The organism is Candidatus Egerieousia sp. (genome assembly GCF_056211015.1).
The window spans coordinates 1-17,216 of sequence record NZ_JBAELF010000092.1 but is presented as its reverse complement, the minus strand read 5'-3'; the positions used below and the strand labels follow the sequence as shown (position 1 = coordinate 17,216).

The window sequence follows — 17,216 nt, the reverse complement described above, 5'->3', positions numbered from 1 at the left end:
CACATTATTCAGCTTCTGACTGCGCTGGAGCATCCGCACTGTTCTTTGCCCCATCAAGGACAGGTACCACCTCAACGCCTTCGGCAGTCTTGGCAACGCCTTCAACAAGTATCACGTCGCCTTCCTTGAGGCCTGAGGTTACCATATATTCCTTGCCGGATTTTGTTCCGTTGAGTCTTACAACGTCTATTTCCGTCATCTGCGTTCTGCCGTCAACAACCTTGAGCACAAAGCTCTTGTCCTGAAGCTCCTTTACGGCAGTTCTTGGAATCACAATGCTTCCCGGCTCTGAATATGAAATGAGCACCTTGCCTGTTCCGCCTGAAACAAGGAGACGGTCAGGGTTGTTGAACAGGGCCTTTACATTGAGGGAACCTGTTCCCGGATCTATTACTCCGCTGAGAGTCTCCAGCTTTCCGTGATGCTCGAAAATGCTGTTGTCCTTGAGTTTAAGTCTTAAATCATGTACGTCATTTGCTGTGCTCTTTACCAGGTCAGCACTGTTCATATACTTTGAGTACATGAGATAGAACGCCTCGCTGATTGAGAACACAGCCTCAATCTGTGAGTTGTCCGATACGGTTGTGAGCGGCTCGCTTATCTGCGGTCCCACCAGCGCTCCGGCCTTGTATGGAAGCACGCCTACTATTCCGTTCACAGGGCTCTTGACTTCCGTGAACGAGAGGTCCTCCCTTGCCTTGAGCAATGCCGCCTCGGCCTGTGCCTTTGCAGCCTTTGCGGAAAGCATCTGGTTGTAATTGACCATCATCTGATACTTTGACACCACATTCTTTTCATATAGAATCTTGTAGTTCTCGTAAGTAAGTTCGGCTGTGGCAACGGCCGCCTTTGCCGCATCGAGGTCCGCTTTTGCAGTTTCATGTGCGGCTATGAAAGGAACCTGGTTGATAACGAAAAGCACCTGACCCTTCTTTATCAACTGGCCTTCCTTCACATTTATGCTGGTAATGGTTCCTGAAACCTGAGGGTAAATCTCCACATCCTGGATACCTCTGAGCTGTGCAGGGTATTCGAACACCTCAGCTACTGTTCTGAGCTTGATTTTCATTGCCTTGATTTGGGCCGGGCCCTGTGGTTCCTCTGCGTTGAACCCGCAGGAAGCTACCAGTGAAAGAATGGCGGCAAAGAGCAGTAAACTTGTAATCTTCTTCATATGATTAATTTATTAAACATGTTTATTTCAAAAGTTCACAATTCTTCAAATTTGTAAAAGTATAATATTTTTACCGTAATTGCAAGGGCACGCAGCTACGTTAAACGTTTATACACGGATATAAACGTTTATTTTACAGTGAGTGCCTGCGCAGGATCCACGCTCGAGATGGCCTTTGAAGGTATGAGCATGATAAGCAGGATTGCGGCTATGCAGGAGAGATTGGTTATCAGGACCATAGCCAGTGTAAGATGAACAGGCACGTGGTCAATCAGGTAATTGCTTGGGTCAAGGCCTATGAAATGCGTTGAGGCCTGCAGGAGGCAGAAGGAGATGGATATGATGTTGCCCCAGAGAACTCCGCGGCCCACCATCCCGAACGAACGGTACATGAAGACCTTGAAGATGCAGCGGTTGCTCATTCCAAGCGCCTTGAAAAGCCCTATGGTGGAAATATGCTCGAAAATGATGATGAGCAGGCCCGAAATTATATTGAATCCGGCCACCGCTATCATAAGTACCAGAATGATTACCACATTGATGTTCACCAGGTTGAGCCAGTCAAAGAAAACCCAGTAGATATCCCTCAGAGGCACAGCCTGAAGCGAGAACTCGTTGTTGGTTTCACTCACGAAAAGCCGGTCTTCCATCTTTGAAATTATGCGGTCCACGCTGGAATTGCTGAAGTTCCTGCTCTTGAGGAAGACTTCGTAGCCCGAACACTCCCCTGCTTCCCATCCGTTTACACCGGCGATGGTTTCAGAATCAGTTATCACCAGAGCCTTGTCTATCTTGTCGAGCTGGGCATTGAACACGCCGTTTATCTCGAACTTCCTGATTTTAACATTGCCGTCCGGGGAAACGAACCACGCCATCAGGCTACCCCCGGCCTCCAGATCAAGAGCATCGGCCAGAGTCCTGCTCACCAGCGCCTTTGGTTTTGCACTCGATGAATCCGATTCATATACAGAGGCTGCTCCTGAGTCCAGGCATTGTTCAAAGAAAAACATATCATACTCAGGACCAATACCTTTGAACATAACGCCTTCCATACCGGAATCAGTCTTGAGCACGGCAGGCGAGTAAATCACCGGGAACACTGACTTCACTCCTGAAATATTTCTGAGCTCCTCCAGACAAGGAAGCGGGGAAACCGGATATGAGCTGTGATTGTCAATGGGAACTCCCATAGGAGAGAGTATGATATCGCCGGTGAAGCCTGAGGTCTTGCGCTTGATTTCCTCATTGAATCCTGCGCAGATTGCCACAGCAACTATGATTATGGCAATGCTTGCGGCAATGCTCAGGGTGGCAATCCTGTTGCTGGAACTGCCTATACCTTTGCCTATGCCTAATTTACCTGCCAGAAACCACTCGAGATTCATTGCCGTGCGCTCTTTTCCTTTCCACTGAATTATTATTTCGCAAATATGAGGAAAAAATTTATATTTGCACTTGAAAACAATGCGGAAATGGCTCAGTTGGTAGAGCATTGGCTTCCCAAGCCGAGGGTCGCGGGTTCGAGTCCCGTTTTCCGCTCAACCGTAAGGAAGCGCTCACAAGGGCGCTTTTTTTGTAGGTATTGGGGTTGAATTTTCGTAAATTTGCAAGCATTATGGGATTCAAGCTGCATTCATCGTTCAAGCCTACCGGAGACCAGCCGGAAGCCATTGAGGGCATTGCCTCAGCTATTGAAAGCGGGGCGAATGCCGTCACTCTGCTCGGTGTGACCGGCAGCGGAAAGACCTTCACAATGGCCAACGTGATTGAGAAGCTGGACAGGCCTGTGCTTGTCCTTTCCCACAACAAGACCCTGGCGGCACAGCTGTACGGTGAATTCAAGGCGTTCTTTCCGGAGAACGCTGTTGAATACTTCGTTTCATATTACGACTACTACCAGCCGGAGGCGTATCTGCCCACAACCGACACATACATTGAGAAGGATCTGAGCATCAACGATGAAATAGAGAAGCTCCGTTTGAGCTGCTCAAGCGCTCTTCTCAGCGGAAGGCGTGACATAATTGTTGTGAGCTCCGTGTCCTGCCTCTACGGTATGGGCAATCCCCAGGACTTCCACGCCAACACCATTCATCTGGAACTTGGCCAGAGCATAAGCATGACAGGCTTCCTGTTCAAGCTGATTGATGCGCTCTACGAACGTAACGACCAGGAATTCAAGCGTGGAACTTTCCGCGTGAAAGGCGATACGGTTGACATTTTCCTTGCGGACGGAGACCTTGGATGCCGCATAATATTCTTTGGTGACAGCATTGAGGAGATTGAAATCTTTGAGCCGCTGAGCGGAGCCACTATGGATATGCCGCAGTCATTGAACATTTATCCGGCCAGCATTTTCGTTACAACCAAGGAGCACGCAACCGAAGCCATAGTGCAGATTCAGCACGATCTGAAAGACCGGGTGGAATATCTCAAATCAATAGGCAAGCATCTGGAAGCCAAGCGTCTGCAGCAAAGGACCGAATACGATCTTGAAATGATCAAGGAGATTGGCTACTGCTCGGGCATTGAGAACTATTCACGGTACTTCGACGGCCGTCCTGCTGGAACCCGTCCTTTCTGCCTCCTCGATTATTTCAGCAACGATTTCGTGACCTTCATTGACGAGAGCCACGTTACCGTTCCGCAGGTAAGGGCAATGTACGGTGGTGACCGTTCGAGAAAGGAAGTCCTCATTGATTACGGATTCAGACTTCCAGCGGCGGCCGATAACAGGCCTCTCAAATTCGAGGAGTTCCAGCAGCTCAAAGGCCAGACAGTCTATGTCAGCGCAACACCGGCTCCGTTCGAACTGGAGGAATCCGAAGGCGTTGTGGTTGAGCAGCTTGTGCGCCCTACAGGCCTTCTTGACCCTCCTATTGAGCTCAGACCAACCAAAAACCAGATGGATGACCTGATGGAGGAGATAATGATAAGGGCCGAAAAGGACGAGCGTGTTCTTGTGACCACCCTCACAAAACGCATGGCCGAGGAACTCAATGCATTTCTTGAGAAGAACGGGATGCGCTGCCGCTACATACATTCAGATGTGGACACTATGGAGCGCATAGAGATAATAGACGATTTCAAGGCGGGACGCTTTGACGTGCTCATTGGAGTGAACCTGCTCCGAGAGGGACTTGACATGCCTCAGGTTTCTCTGGTAGCCATTCTGGATGCGGACAAGGAAGGCTTCCTGCGCAGCGAGACCTCCCTCACCCAGACGGCAGGCCGTGCGGCCAGGAACCTCAACGGCCTGGTCATAATGTACTGCGACAGCATAACGAAATCAATGCAGAAGACCATTGACCAGACAAATCACAGGCGGGAGGTTCAGATGCGCTACAACAGGGAGCACAACATCACCCCTCATGCAATTGAAAAGGAGAAACGCGGCACCATGGGTGGAGCGGCATACGCTGTTGAAGACGAAGACCATAGCCGGAACCTTGTTGCGGATGAACCTGTTCTCAGGAGCATGAGTGTGGAACAGCTCAAACGCTCAATAATAAACTCAAAGCATCTTATGGAGGAGGCCGCCAGGGAGCTTGACTTCATTGCCGCCGCAAAATATCGTGACGAAATGAACGCCCTCAAGGAACTTCTCTTCAAAAAATCAGAAAGATAATATGGAAGCAGACAACAACAATGAAAGGCTGAACAGCCTGCTGGCGGATTACAACGCTGATGACAGGGAACTGGTTGTAAAGGCTTACGTCATTGCCGAAAAAAGGCTTGAAGGAAAGATGCGCGGCAACGGCCATCCTTTCATAGAGCATCCTTTAGGTGTTGCCGAAATTGTTGCAAACGACATGAAACTCATGCCTTCGGCCGTCATGGCTGTATTCCTCCACGAAGCATACCGTGATTCCGTTGCCGGCAACGCTTCCGTAACAGATGCCGGGAAGGATTCCAGATCCGCAGACAGCAGGATGAATGTTGAGGAAGAGCTCAGAAGCCAGGGCTGGAGCCAGGAGGTGGTAAATATTGTCACAGGCCTCAACAACATATCAAAGATAACGCCAAAGGACACCGGACTTCAGGCGGAGAGATACCGCAAGCTCATAATCAGCTATTCCACAGACCCGCGCGTAACCTTGATAAAGATTGCCGACCGTCTTGAAATCATGCGCAACTTGCACGTGTTCCCCAAGAGCAGCATAAGCCGCAAGATTACGGAAACAGCAACGCTGTACATCCCGATAGCCCACCAGCTGGGGCTTTATAACATAAAGAGCGAACTTGAGGACTTGTACTTCAGGTACGCCAATCCGCAGGATTACAGGACCATTACCAACAAGCTCAAGGCTACCGAGGAGAGCAGGGAGCGGCTTGCCCTCGAATTCGTGAAGCCTCTTGACGAGGTTCTGAGCAAGAAGTACAAATACAAGCTGAAGGTACGCACCAAGACCGCCTGGTCAATATGGAAGAAAATGCAGGCCCAGGGTGTTCCTTTCGAGGGAGTTTACGATGTATTTGCAATCAGGTTCATTGTTGAGGCTCCGCCTGAGAAGGAGAAGGACTATTGCTGGGACATTTTCAGCGAAGTCACAAAAGAGTACGAACAGGACGTGAAGCGTCTTCGTGACTGGCTTACCAAACCTAAGCCCAACGGCTACGAATCACTCCACATAACAGTCAAGAACAAGGATGGATATCCTATCGAGGTGCAGATAAGGACTGAGAGGATGGACCAGGTGGCTGAAAACGGCCATGCCTCCCATTGGAGCTACAAGGGTGTGAAAAGTTCCGATTCGCTTACAGACTGGCTGTCTTCTGTGAAGCAGATGCTTGAGCATCCCGGTGACAGCTCCTCATACACTTCAAAGGACATTTCTCTCAACGAAATATTCTGCTTCACGCCCAACGGCGACCTGCTTCAGCTGCCAAAAGGCGCAACCGTGCTGGATTTCGCATTTCACATTCACACCAACCTGGGTGTGAAATGCTCGGGAGGAAAGGTGAACGGCAGGATAATGTCAATCCGTGACGAACTGCATACAGGCGACATTGTTGAGATTCTTTCCAACAAGAACCAGAAGCCTTCAGCGGACTGGCTCAATTTCGTGAACTCCTCAAAGGCAAAGAGCCGCATCAAGGCAAAGCTGAAGGAGGAGGAGACCAAGCAGAGCAGGCTTGGCCGCGAGATTCTTGAACGAAGGCTCAAGAACTGGAAGATGGAGCTCAGCGACGAGCTTCTCTCCGACCTCACCAAGCACTTTGGCTTCAAGGCCATCTCCGAGTTCTGCATCTCAGTATATAACAGCAAAACCGACACCTCCAGAATCAAGGAATACATTGAATCCCAGCAGTCTGAAGACTCATCATCTTCCACCTGCGATAGTTCATCAACTTCTTCCGCAAGCAAGGAAGACAGCGGAAAGAAGGGCGTTGAGTCTGCCGGCGGCAGCGATTTTCTGGTGATCAACGATAATCTGAGCAATCTTCAGTTCAAGATGGCCAGGTGCTGCAATCCTATTTTCGGTGATGATGTATTCGGTTTCGTGAGCGCCTTGGGCGGCATAAAGATTCACAGGATAAACTGTCCTAACGCTGCCAGGCTGCTTGAGCAGTATCCATACCGCGTGATTCACAAGGTGCGCTGGAGACAGGTGTCCACAACAACGAGTTTCCAGGTATCGCTCAAGGTGATTGCGGAGGAAGAGGCGGCATCTTCGGGCTTGATATTCGATTCCATAACCAGGCAGAACGCCAAGGTGCGTTCATACAGGATTGAGGAACGAGGCGGTAAGAGCGCATATCTGGCCAACGTGCTCATTGCCATATCGGTGAGCAACAACGGTCACCTTGACAAGGTTATTTCCGAGCTCAAGAAACTCAAGGGTGTGAAGAACGTCCTCCGCATGGGCATCAACAAATAAACCGGAGAATTCAGACAATGAATGAAAATATATTGATAAAGGGAGCGAGGGCGAACAACCTGAAAAACGTGGATGTTGAGATTCCGCGCGGAGAGCTCGTGGTGATATCCGGAGTGAGCGGAAGCGGAAAATCATCCCTGGCATTCGACACACTTTATGCGGAAGGGCAGAGACGCTTTGCTGAAAGTCTCTCATCATTCGCCCGCCAGTTCCTTGGCGTGATGAGCAAACCGCCGGTTGACAAGATTGAGGGCATTCCGCCCGCAATAGCAATACAGCAGCGCACATCAAGCGCCAACCCTAGAAGCACTGTTGGCACAACAACGGAGATATACGATTACCTGCGTATTCTGTTCACAAAGATTGGCAGGACCTACTCGCCGGTTTCAGGACTGGAGGTGAAGAGGGACACTGTTGAAGATGTTCTCAAATACATACAATCACTCAAAGATGGCATTACGTTCCTTGTATGCCCTGTTACGGGATACAGGAAAGAGGATGCCGTTGAAAAGCTTCTTGAACTGAAGGCCAGCGGTGTAACGCGTTTGTATTCAAAAGGCAAAGCCCAGCGTATTGATGCAGTCATTGCCAGCATAACAGGTACGGAAACGGAGATCCTGCAGATTCTCATTGACCGCTTCATGCTGCCGGTTGCGGATGATGCGGACAACACAGGCCGCATCCGTGACAGTATAAAATCCGCATTCGAGAGCGGAGAAGGACATCTGGGCGTTGTGGTTACAGCAGATTCAGGCATCACGGAGCGCAGCTTCTCCAACGCCTTCGAGCAGGACGGCATAACTTTCAGCGAACCAAGCGAGCTGCTGTTCTCATATAACAATCCGCTCGGTGCCTGTCCTCACTGCAACGGAAGCGGTTTCCAGGAAGGAATTGATGAAGCGCTGGTGATTCCCAACCCATCGCTCTCGGTATATGAAGGTGCCATCGCCTGTTGGAGAGGAGAAATAATGGGGACTTACCTTCAGGATTTCCTCAATGCGGCTCCGTCCTTGCGCTTCCCTATTCACAGGCCGTACGCAGCCCTGTCGGATGATGAGAAAAAGATTCTCTGGGAGGGGAATGCGGATTTCACAGGAATTCTGCCTTTCTTCAAATGGGTTGAATCGCAGCCTTACAAGATTCAGTACAAGTATATGCTGGCCCGCTACAGCGGACGCACCACCTGCCGTGAATGCGGCGGCGGAAGGCTCAGACAGGAGGCCAGGTACGTGAAGATAGACGGCAAGGACATAGTAGAACTCATGGAAATGCCGGTCTGCCGTCTGTGTGAATTCTTCGAGCAATTGCCGGACAAGCTGGATGATTACAGCAAGGACATTGCTGCAAGGGCAATCAAGGAAATCACCTCAAGGCTGGAATACATAAACAAGGTTGGACTTGGTTATCTCACATTGTCAAGAAAATCATCTACATTGAGCGGCGGAGAGAGCCAGAGAATCAATCTGGTAAGTTCGCTCGGAAGTTCGCTGGTAGGTTCACTGTACATTCTGGATGAACCGAGCATAGGTCTGCATCCTTCAGATACACAGAAACTTATAAGCGTACTGAAAGATTTGCGCGGACTTGACAACACGGTAATTGTTGTTGAGCACGACCGTGAAATCATTCTTTGTGCGGACAGACTGATAGATCTAGGACCTATGGCAGGTGTTCACGGCGGCCAGGTTGTTTACAACGGCAGCCTCAAGGCCGGACTTGAACGGGCCGAAGCCATCAAGTCCAATTCCACAGCAAATAAGAAATTGCCTGAACAAGGCACCGGCTCCCTCACCCTGGACTATCTGGCAGGTCTGAAGAATGTGAGCGTGAAGAATCACGCCCGCAAATGGAACCGCAGCATACAGATCACCGGCTGTATGGAGAACAATCTCAAGGCCATTGACGTATGCATACCGCTGGGCATATTCACTGTGGTTACCGGCGTGAGCGGAAGCGGAAAATCATCGCTTGTTGGAGACACCCTCTACCCTGCCCTCTGCCGTCATTTCGGTGGAATGGTTAATCACGTTGGTGCATACAAGGAACTCAAGGGAGACCTCGGAGCTATCAAGGCGGTTGAATTCATTGACCAGAGCCCTATTGGCAAATCATCAAGGTCAAACCCGGTGACCTACCTCAAGATCTACGATGAAATAAGGAAACTCTTCAGCGAGCAACCATACGCAAAGATGAACGGCTACGGCCACTCGCATTTCTCATTCAACATTGATGGAGGACGCTGCCCGCAGTGCCTTGGCGAGGGTTTCATAACCATACCCATGCAGTTCATGGCCGACGTTACCGTTGTATGCGAGGAATGCTCAGGTAAGCGTTTCAAGAAGGACATTCTTGAAGTACGCTACAGGGAGCTGAACATAAGTGATGTGCTGGACCTCAGTATTCTTGAAGCCATTGACTTCTTTGGTTCCGACAAAACCAGCGCTCTTGCCCAGCGCATTGCCGCCAAACTCCGCATACTTGACAGCGTTGGCCTGGGTTACGTGAAACTGGGCCAGAGCAACAGCAGCCTCAGCGGCGGCGAGAACCAGAGAATCAAGCTTGCGCAGTTCCTTGGCAAGGATTACAACAACCCTACCCTCTTCATATTTGATGAACCTACAACAGGCCTGCACATGCACGACATAGAGAAACTTCTCAAGGCCTTTGACGCCCTGATAGAGCGCGGCCACACCATTGTGGTTGTGGAGCATAACACCGATGTAATCAAATATTCCGACTGGGCGATAGATCTGGGACCCGGCGGCGGTGACAAGGGAGGCAATCTTGTTTTCACCGGCACCCCGGCGCAGCTTGCCCAGCAGGAGAACTGGAAACAGTATTTGAAGTAAGCCGGGAAATTTGGCGAAACGCATATAATGCAGTATTTTTGTGCGTTGATGATATTTCAGGAGAATGTGCGCAAATCAAAACCAAGGATTTGCGGAACTTGAATTAATAGATAAAACACGTAGACAAACAATATGAGCGACAAGAACCTTATTGCAAAAATTGAAGGACTGAAGGAGAAATACGCCCAGCTCCAGGAGCAGCTTGCTGACCCTGAGCTGATGAACGACATGAAGAAGTTCGTTAAGGTGAACAAGGAGTACAAGGAACTCACCCCTGTGCTTGAAACGGGCGGCAGATACAAGAAGATGGTGGAGGACTACGATGCCGCCAAGGACATCATAGACAACGATAAGGATGAAGACCTCAGGGAAATGGCCAAGGAGGAACTGGCCACTCTTGAAGTGGAGATTCCCAAACTGGAGGAGGAGATCAAGCTGCTGCTCATTCCGGCGGACCCACAGGATGCAAAGAACGCGATTCTTGAAATCCGCGGCGGTTCAGGCGGTGACGAGGCCGCAATCTTTGCCGGTGACCTTTTCCGTATGTATGCAAAATACTGCGAGACCAGGAAATGGAAATTGGAAATCACCAGCCAGAGCGAGGGCGCTGCAGGAGGTTACAAGGAAATCATATGCAAGGTCAAGGGCGAGGGTGTTTATGGGGTGCTCAAATATGAATCCGGTGTTCACCGCGTTCAGCGCGTGCCTCAGACCGAAACTCAGGGCCGTGTTCATACTTCAGCCGCCTCGGTTGCAGTGCTTCCTGAGGCCGATGAATTCGATATTGAATTGAACGAAAAGGATATACGCAAGGATACCTTCTGCTCAAGCGGTCCTGGCGGACAGTCTGTGAACACCACTTATTCCGCAATCAGGCTCACCCATATTCCTTCAGGCCTTGTTGTTCAGTGCCAGGACGAGAAGAGCCAGCTGAAGAACTACGCCGCAGCTCTCGCAGAACTCAGAACCCGTCTTTACAATATGGAGTACGAGAAATACCTCAACGAGATTTCCGCAAAGAGAAAGACAATGGTTTCAACCGGTGACCGTTCCGCAAAGATACGTACCTACAACTATCCTCAGAGCCGTGTTACCGACCACCGCATCAACTGGACAATGTACAATCTCCCTGTTTTCATGGACGGAGACATTCAGGAAGTGATTGACCAGCTCCAGATAGCCGAGAACGCAGAGCGTCTCAAAGCCTCCCAGGAAGACTAAAGGATCTGGTTGTATATGAAATGGAATATGAGGCTCAGGCGCTTGCGCAGGGCCTCATAATTTATGTTGGCCTCTGTGTCTGACGGTTTGTTGGTGAGATTTGTGACTCCGCTTGTGAAAAGGACGCTCGGAACCGCACGTTCCGTGAAATTCACCTGCTCGGAGAGTCTGTAGAACAGTTTGTAGAACCGTGCGCTGCCATAAAAGGTGTAATCTATGTCCAGATTGATGCCGTGCAGTCTGTTGCTCAACTCCACACCCTCCCAAGTCCAGTCCTGGAACTTGTCCTGCCCGAGAATGAGCAGATAATTGTTCACGCCTCTGTGAACAGGTGCCAGAACGGAGCCTATCTGGTCTATGTTAACCATGAACTCAACATTATACGGCTTTATTCTGGTGGTTGAGAAAAAGTTCCTGCTGCCTGCCATGCTCTGTTCGTGAGCGTCAAAGGCCACGAAGATGAGGTTGACAGGAACCACATTCCCGTCTTTCTTGTATCTGGCAAAAGCCTTGGCCAGTTCAAGCAGCACGGCCACTCCGCTGGCGTTGTCATCGGCTCCCGGATACACAATACCCTTGATTATACCCAGATGGTCATAATGAGAGCCTATCACAACGTATTTATCACTACGGACAGTGGAGCTCACCATACCAACAATATTATAGCAGCTGAGCCCCTTTTCATTGAAATTCTGAAGATACCCGCCTACCCCAAGCGGTTCAACGCCAAATTCATTGTATCTCTCAACAATATAATCCCTTGCATGATATCCTCCGGAAGTACCCGCTCCCCTGCCCTGTGAAAGCGAGTCTGTAAGGGCCTTGATATGGCCCTTGAGCGAAATCCGGCTCATCAGCGCCTCATACGCACTTGCCTTGGTGACCGCTATTGTCTCCCTGCCTTCCTCAACATTCGAGATGGCGGCATTTTCAGGCACTGAGGATGCCTCAATGGCTGGTGAATAAGCTATCGCTGTGAAAAAGAGAAGGATATATAGTGAGAAGCTTTTCATGAAGGGGAAGTTTATAGATCTGCCCTCCAGCAGCGGCGGCGCATGTAGACCCTGTAGTTGTAGGACTCCTCCCAGATCTTTATGGCATTGTTGGTTTCAATCTGGGGATTGCAGATGGCGAACCTGGTGTGCTTGTTGATATATGCCTGACAGAGCTTTGTGTGGCAAATAGCGGACAGGCCCTTGCCTTCCCATTTCGGCGATGCTCCAACCAGCAGCATGTCAATGGTTTCGTAATTCCTGTAAGCCCTGAGAAGATGGTACCAGCCAAGCGGGAACATGTTTCCTCCGGCCTTCTGCAGCGCCTCGGACATTGAAGGGAGTGAAAAACCGAAGTACGCTATGTCGTTATCCTTGTCCATTATGATGCAGTTGACATCGGGCGGGAGAAGCTTCACGAAGGATTTCACGAGCTTGCCAACCTCCTCCTCGGTGAACGGGATGAAGTTGGGAACACTGCTGAACGCTCCGTTATATGCGTGTGCGAACTTGCGTGCGAGTTCAGGGAGTTCGCTGTCCTTGATATTGCGCAGGTCCAGAAAATGCAGATCATACTTCTCCATAAGAAGTCTGCCCAGTCTTGACAGACGCTCAGGCACTTTGCCAAGTTCACGCACGTCCATATAGTACTGCACCCAGTCCTCCTCCTTCTCAAAACCCATCCTCTGCATGTAATCAACATAGTAAGGATAATTGTACAGGCAATTGAACGGAGGCACCTTGTCAAAGCCCTCCATGAGCATTCCCTGCTTGCCGGCGGTGTTGTACGAGAGCGGTCCGTGAATCTGAGTCATTCCCTGATTGCGCAGCCAGGTCCTGGCCGTGTCCATCAGGGCTTTGGCAACGTTGAAGTCCTCTATGAAATCATACCAGCCGAAACGGCCTTTCTGCATCCTGTACAGTTCGTTGAAACGTGGATTTATCATTGCCATGATTCTGCCAGCGGGCTTGCCGTCCTTGTAGGCCAGCCATTTGCATACCTTGCAGTATTCCAGTGCTGCATCCTGCGTAAGCATTTTCTTCTGGTCAACATCCAGGCTCGGAACATATTGCTTGCAATCCTTGTACAGTTTGTTCTGGAACTGATAGAAGATCTTCAGTTCAGAGGCGGTAATTACTTCTCTGATTTCAATTGCGCTCATTGGAGTATAAAAAAATGGCGATAGCTTTGATTCACTATCGCCATGCAGGTTTATTTCACTTATTTGAGAATGAAATGGTAGTGTGAACCGTAACGCTCGAATGCAGCCTTCTCAAGTTCCTCCCTTGCAGATGGATGAGCTACGCTGGTAATGAGTTTTGCCCTCTCCTGGAGTGATTTTCCGTAAAGGTCAACTGCACCGTACTCAGTTACGAAATAGTGGATATGGTTCCTTGTGGTTGCCACGCCTGCGCCAGGGGTGAGGATGTTGGAAATCTTGCTTACACCCTTGTTGGTGATGGATGGCATTGCTATGATGGCCTTGCCGCCCTTTGACATTGATGCTCCGTAAACGAAGTCAATCTGTCCGCCTATACCGCTGTAGAACTTTGTTCCGAGTGAGTCTGCGCAAACCTGACCTGTGAGATCAACTGCGAGAGCGGAGTTGATGGCGGTTACCTTAGGGTTCTTTGCAATCACGTATGGATCATTGGTATATCCTACATCCATCATTGCTACGCCAGGGTTGTCGTCGATGAAGTCATAAACCTCCTGTGATCCCATGAGGAAGGTGGAAACCATCTTGCCTTTGTCAATGGCTTTCTCTGCACCGTTGATAACGCCTTTCCTTACAAGTGGAAGAACACCGTCTGCGAACATCTCGGTGTGGATACCGAGGTTCTTGTGGTTGCCGAGCTGAGCGAGAACTGCGTTAGGAATTGCTCCGATACCCATCTGGAGGGTTGCGCCGTCTTCAATGAGTTCAGCGCAGTTCTTACCTATTGCAACCTCAATCTCGTTAGGCTCAGTGAATTTCGCAGGTTCGAGAAGTGAATCGCACTCAACGAAATAGTCAATCATGTCCATAGGAATCATTGCGTCACCGAATGAACGCGGAACGTTCCTGTTAACAACTGCAATGACCACTCTTGCGCACTCGATTGCTGCCAAAGTTGCATCAACGCTGGTACCGAGTGATACGTATCCGTGCTTGTCTGGGGTTGAAACCTGTACCATTGCAACATCGCAAGGAACCACACCGCTTCTGTAAAGTCTCTGAGTCTCGCTGAGGAAGATTGGAATATAATCAGCCCAACCTGCCTGAACGTTCTTTCTTACGTTGCCGCCTACGAAGAATGCCTGGTGGAAGAAGATTCCTGCATATTTCTCATCGGTGTAAGGAGCCGGACCCTCTGTATGAAGGTGATGGATCTTCACGTCCTTGAGTTCTCCTGCATCGCCTCTTCTGCAAAGGGCGTCAATAAGAACTTTAGGTGCACTTGCAACACTGCTGAAATGGATATGGTCACCGCTCTTCACGAACTTTACGGCCTCATCCGCGCTTATGAACTTTATTTCTTTCATTGCTATGTTTAAATTTTATTGTTAATGTTTCCTTTCCTGTATGAAAAATTGCCTTTCAATGCTGTCATCTGTTACAAAAACACAATAACAAATGATTTATATTGATAAAACTCACAAATATACAAAAATACCATTAAACTTTTTATAAAAACCAACAAGGCCTCCCAAATTCATGGAAGGCCTCCCAAAGTTTGACTGACCCTGATTAAAGCAGCTCGCTGAATGTGCCGAACTCATAGCCTTTCTCCCGCAGCCGGTCAATGATTTCTCCAAGATGAGTGAAGATGCGGTCCGCATCCTCGCGGTCGGGATATACCATTGCATGAACCAGAATGACACAGCCGTTGAGGCTCTTCTCCTGCTCGTATGACCATATTGTTGCAAGCTGGTCCTCAGCACTCATGTACTCAGGATGCTCCTTGCCCATCCAATCCATGCCTGTCTCTATTCCGCTGGTTGGATTTACGAGTGAGTATCCGAGATTACGCAGAGCGTCGGCCGTTTCCTGATTGTAATACTCGTATGGTGGAATCATCCAGTTGTACTGTGACTTGTTCAGGCCAAAGCTGTTGAGTTCCGCTTCCATTCCGGCAATGTCGGTTGCAATGGAGTCCGAGCTCACCAGTGTGGAATCACGGTTCTCGTATGCGCAAAGCAGAAGATGATGATTCGAGTGCGCGCTCAGGTAATGGCCCTCCTCAATGATACGTTTGATAGGTTCCTGATATTTCTCCTCCCTGAAACAGTTGCCGGTTGGGAAGAAGGAACCTTTCACGCCTTTTTCCTTGAGCACATCAAGAACAGGAACGATTCCATCGAAATTCTCGAAACGGCCGTTGTCATCGGTGCTGAAATGTGCGGTGAATACCAGATAAATCTTGTTCAGCTGCGGATTCACTCTCTGAACAACTCCATACTGGTCAACAACATACAGATTCTTTTCATCTGCAAACAATGACTGACCCTCATCCAGACTTGCCTTGATGCTGTCAACAGCCTGAACATTGCCGTTGAAGAACGCTGCCAGACCTTCATCCTGTGAGACCTCCTCATTTGTATTGTTATTACCACAGGAAACTGCTGCCGCCATCAGGGCCACCGATGCACATAAAGCCAGAGACCTGGCCAATGAGCCTTTTAAACTTTTTGAATTCTTCATATTAATATTTTATTATTTCATTTTCCACTTGCGATAGTTCCGCCACCTTGCGCTATTGCAGTTTGCCCTCACGCTCAAGCGCTTTGGCCTCGTTCCAGATTTCATCCATCTGAGCAAGAGTCATCTCCTTGAATTCCTTGCCCTGACTCTTGATATTGTTCTCAAGATAAGTGAAGCGTCTTATGAACTTGCGGTCTGTCATCTCCAGAGCGCTGTCGGGATTCAGATGGTAAAGCCTTGCCGCATTGACAACGGAGAATATGAAGTCTCCCAGCTCGCCTTCGGCTTCAAGCTTTGCCTGTGCCTGCGATTCATTTGAGGTACCATCGCCGAGTGGGGATGAATACCTGGCAAGGGCTTCACGGAGTTCACCGAGTTCCTCCTGAACCTTGTCCCACACATCCTCGCGCTCCTCCCAGTCAAAGCCAACCGCGCGGGCCTTGTCCTGGATGCGGTAAGCCTTGATGAGACTTGGAAGTGACTGCGGAACTCCGCTGAGAACTGTTTTGTTGCCGTCCTTCTCCTTGGTTTTCAGCTGCTCCCAGTTGCGGATCACGTCATCGGAATTGTTCACGTGGGTTGTGGCGTACACGTGCGGATGGCGGTAAACCAGTTTCTCAACCATCCTGTTGCAGACATCGGTGAAATCGAATGCGCCCTGCTCGCTACCGAGCTTGGAATAAAAGACTATGTGAAGGAGCACGTCACCGAGTTCCTTGCAGATTTCGCTGTAAAGCCTGCTCTTCAAGGCAGATATTTCACTTACCTGATTTTGAGCGGAATTGCCGCTATTTTCCTGCGTTGAAGCTGTTTCAGTATCTGAAACTGAAGAAGCGGAAAGAGCATCAAGTGCGCTCACTGCGTCACACAACTCGTAAACCTCCTCAATGGTCTGCGGACGGAGCGAGTGGAAGGTCTGCTTGCGGTCCCAAGGGCACTTTTCACGCAGATCGTCCATAACGTCAAGCACACGCTCGAATGCTTTAAGCTGCTTTTCACGAAAAGTTTTCAATTCACCCTGTTTTTCCGTATCCAGACAGGGAGTCCAGTTGTCCTGTATTTCGTTTTCCATAACTGTCAGATTTCTTGAATGAAGGGCCTTCCTTCATATTCCGTGCAAAGATAGGCAAGAAATAATTTCTTTAAAAAATTTAAAAAAAGTTTGCACTTTCAAAAAAAGTATCTACATTTGCAGTCCCAAACGGAACGCAAGTTCAGTGGACGGTGAACTACGGTGCGGTAGTTCAGCTGGTTAGAATGCCGCCCTGTCACGGCGGAGGTCGAGGGTTCGAGTCCCTTCCGCACCGCTCTAAAATGCCCTACAAGTAATTGCAGGGCATTTTCATTTTGAAAAATTCGGGATTATGTACTGAAAATGTACTAAATATCGGCTCTCAAGGCAAAATCCCCGATTT

At 49.4% G+C, this 17,216-nt stretch carries 11 protein-coding genes and 2 tRNA genes; 6 read left to right on the top strand and 7 right to left on the bottom strand.

Annotated elements, in window-relative coordinates; all coding sequences use genetic code 11:
* Window positions 1-4 precede the first annotated feature (4 nt).
* Together AC06L3_RS06790 and AC06L3_RS06785 are read right to left on the bottom strand one after the other, a co-directional pair.
* Window positions 5-1,174: an efflux RND transporter periplasmic adaptor subunit gene (locus AC06L3_RS06790; protein WP_475669864.1), complete on the bottom strand. Its 1,170-nt coding sequence runs from the start codon at window positions 1,172-1,174 to the stop codon at window positions 5-7.
* Window positions 1,175-1,302: 128 nt separating this feature from the next.
* Window positions 1,303-2,559, bottom strand: coding sequence for an ABC transporter permease (locus AC06L3_RS06785; protein ID WP_475669863.1), 1,257 nt, complete (start codon window positions 2,557-2,559; stop codon window positions 1,303-1,305).
* Between the two features lie 81 nt (window positions 2,560-2,640).
* Between AC06L3_RS06785 and AC06L3_RS06780 the strand changes: the two genes are divergently transcribed.
* From AC06L3_RS06780 to prfA, 5 genes are all read left to right on the top strand, one after another.
* Window positions 2,641-2,713, top strand: a tRNA-Gly gene (locus tag AC06L3_RS06780).
* A gap of 76 nt (window positions 2,714-2,789) precedes the next feature.
* A complete protein-coding gene (uvrB, locus tag AC06L3_RS06775; protein ID WP_475669862.1) occupies window positions 2,790-4,799 on the top strand; it encodes an excinuclease ABC subunit UvrB in 2,010 nt (669 codons plus the stop codon).
* A 1-nt stretch (window position 4,800) separates the two neighbouring features.
* Window positions 4,801-7,053, top strand: a complete 2,253-nt coding sequence (locus tag AC06L3_RS06770; protein ID WP_475669861.1) for a RelA/SpoT family protein — start codon at window positions 4,801-4,803, stop codon at window positions 7,051-7,053.
* A 17-nt stretch (window positions 7,054-7,070) separates the two neighbouring features.
* Window positions 7,071-9,902 carry an excinuclease ABC subunit UvrA gene (uvrA, locus tag AC06L3_RS06765; protein ID WP_475669860.1) on the top strand — a complete coding sequence of 944 codons (2,832 nt, stop codon included), beginning with the start codon at window positions 7,071-7,073 and terminating at the stop codon, window positions 9,900-9,902.
* Between the two features lie 132 nt (window positions 9,903-10,034).
* On the top strand, window positions 10,035-11,123 hold the full coding sequence (gene prfA / locus AC06L3_RS06760) for a peptide chain release factor 1 (protein WP_475669859.1): 1,089 nt from the start codon (window positions 10,035-10,037) through the stop codon (window positions 11,121-11,123).
* Here prfA and AC06L3_RS06755 read toward each other — a convergent pair.
* The 5 genes from AC06L3_RS06755 to mazG all read right to left on the bottom strand — a co-directional run bounded on the left by AC06L3_RS06755 (window position 11,120) and on the right by mazG (window position 16,759).
* Window positions 11,120-12,136, bottom strand: a complete 1,017-nt coding sequence (locus tag AC06L3_RS06755; RefSeq protein ID WP_475669858.1) for a M28 family metallopeptidase — start codon at window positions 12,134-12,136, stop codon at window positions 11,120-11,122. The genes prfA and AC06L3_RS06755 overlap by 4 nt on opposite strands.
* Before the next feature lie 11 nt (window positions 12,137-12,147).
* Window positions 12,148-13,278, bottom strand: a complete 1,131-nt coding sequence (locus AC06L3_RS06750; protein ID WP_475669857.1) for a hypothetical protein — start codon at window positions 13,276-13,278, stop codon at window positions 12,148-12,150.
* 59 nt (window positions 13,279-13,337) lie between these two features.
* Window positions 13,338-14,642 (bottom strand): acetyl-CoA hydrolase/transferase family protein, encoded by a 1,305-nt coding sequence (locus AC06L3_RS06745; protein WP_475669856.1) that lies wholly within the window; start codon window positions 14,640-14,642, stop codon window positions 13,338-13,340.
* A gap of 205 nt (window positions 14,643-14,847) precedes the next feature.
* Entirely contained in the window at window positions 14,848-15,801 is a 954-nt protein-coding gene (locus AC06L3_RS06740) for a polysaccharide deacetylase family protein (RefSeq protein WP_475669855.1), read from the bottom strand.
* Window positions 15,802-15,853: 52 nt separating this feature from the next.
* Entirely contained in the window at window positions 15,854-16,759 is a 906-nt protein-coding gene (gene mazG / locus AC06L3_RS06735; RefSeq protein WP_475669872.1) for a nucleoside triphosphate pyrophosphohydrolase, read from the bottom strand.
* A 275-nt stretch (window positions 16,760-17,034) separates the two neighbouring features.
* Between mazG and AC06L3_RS06730 the strand changes: the two genes are divergently transcribed.
* Window positions 17,035-17,108, top strand: a tRNA-Asp gene (locus AC06L3_RS06730).
* Window positions 17,109-17,216 lie beyond the last annotated feature (108 nt).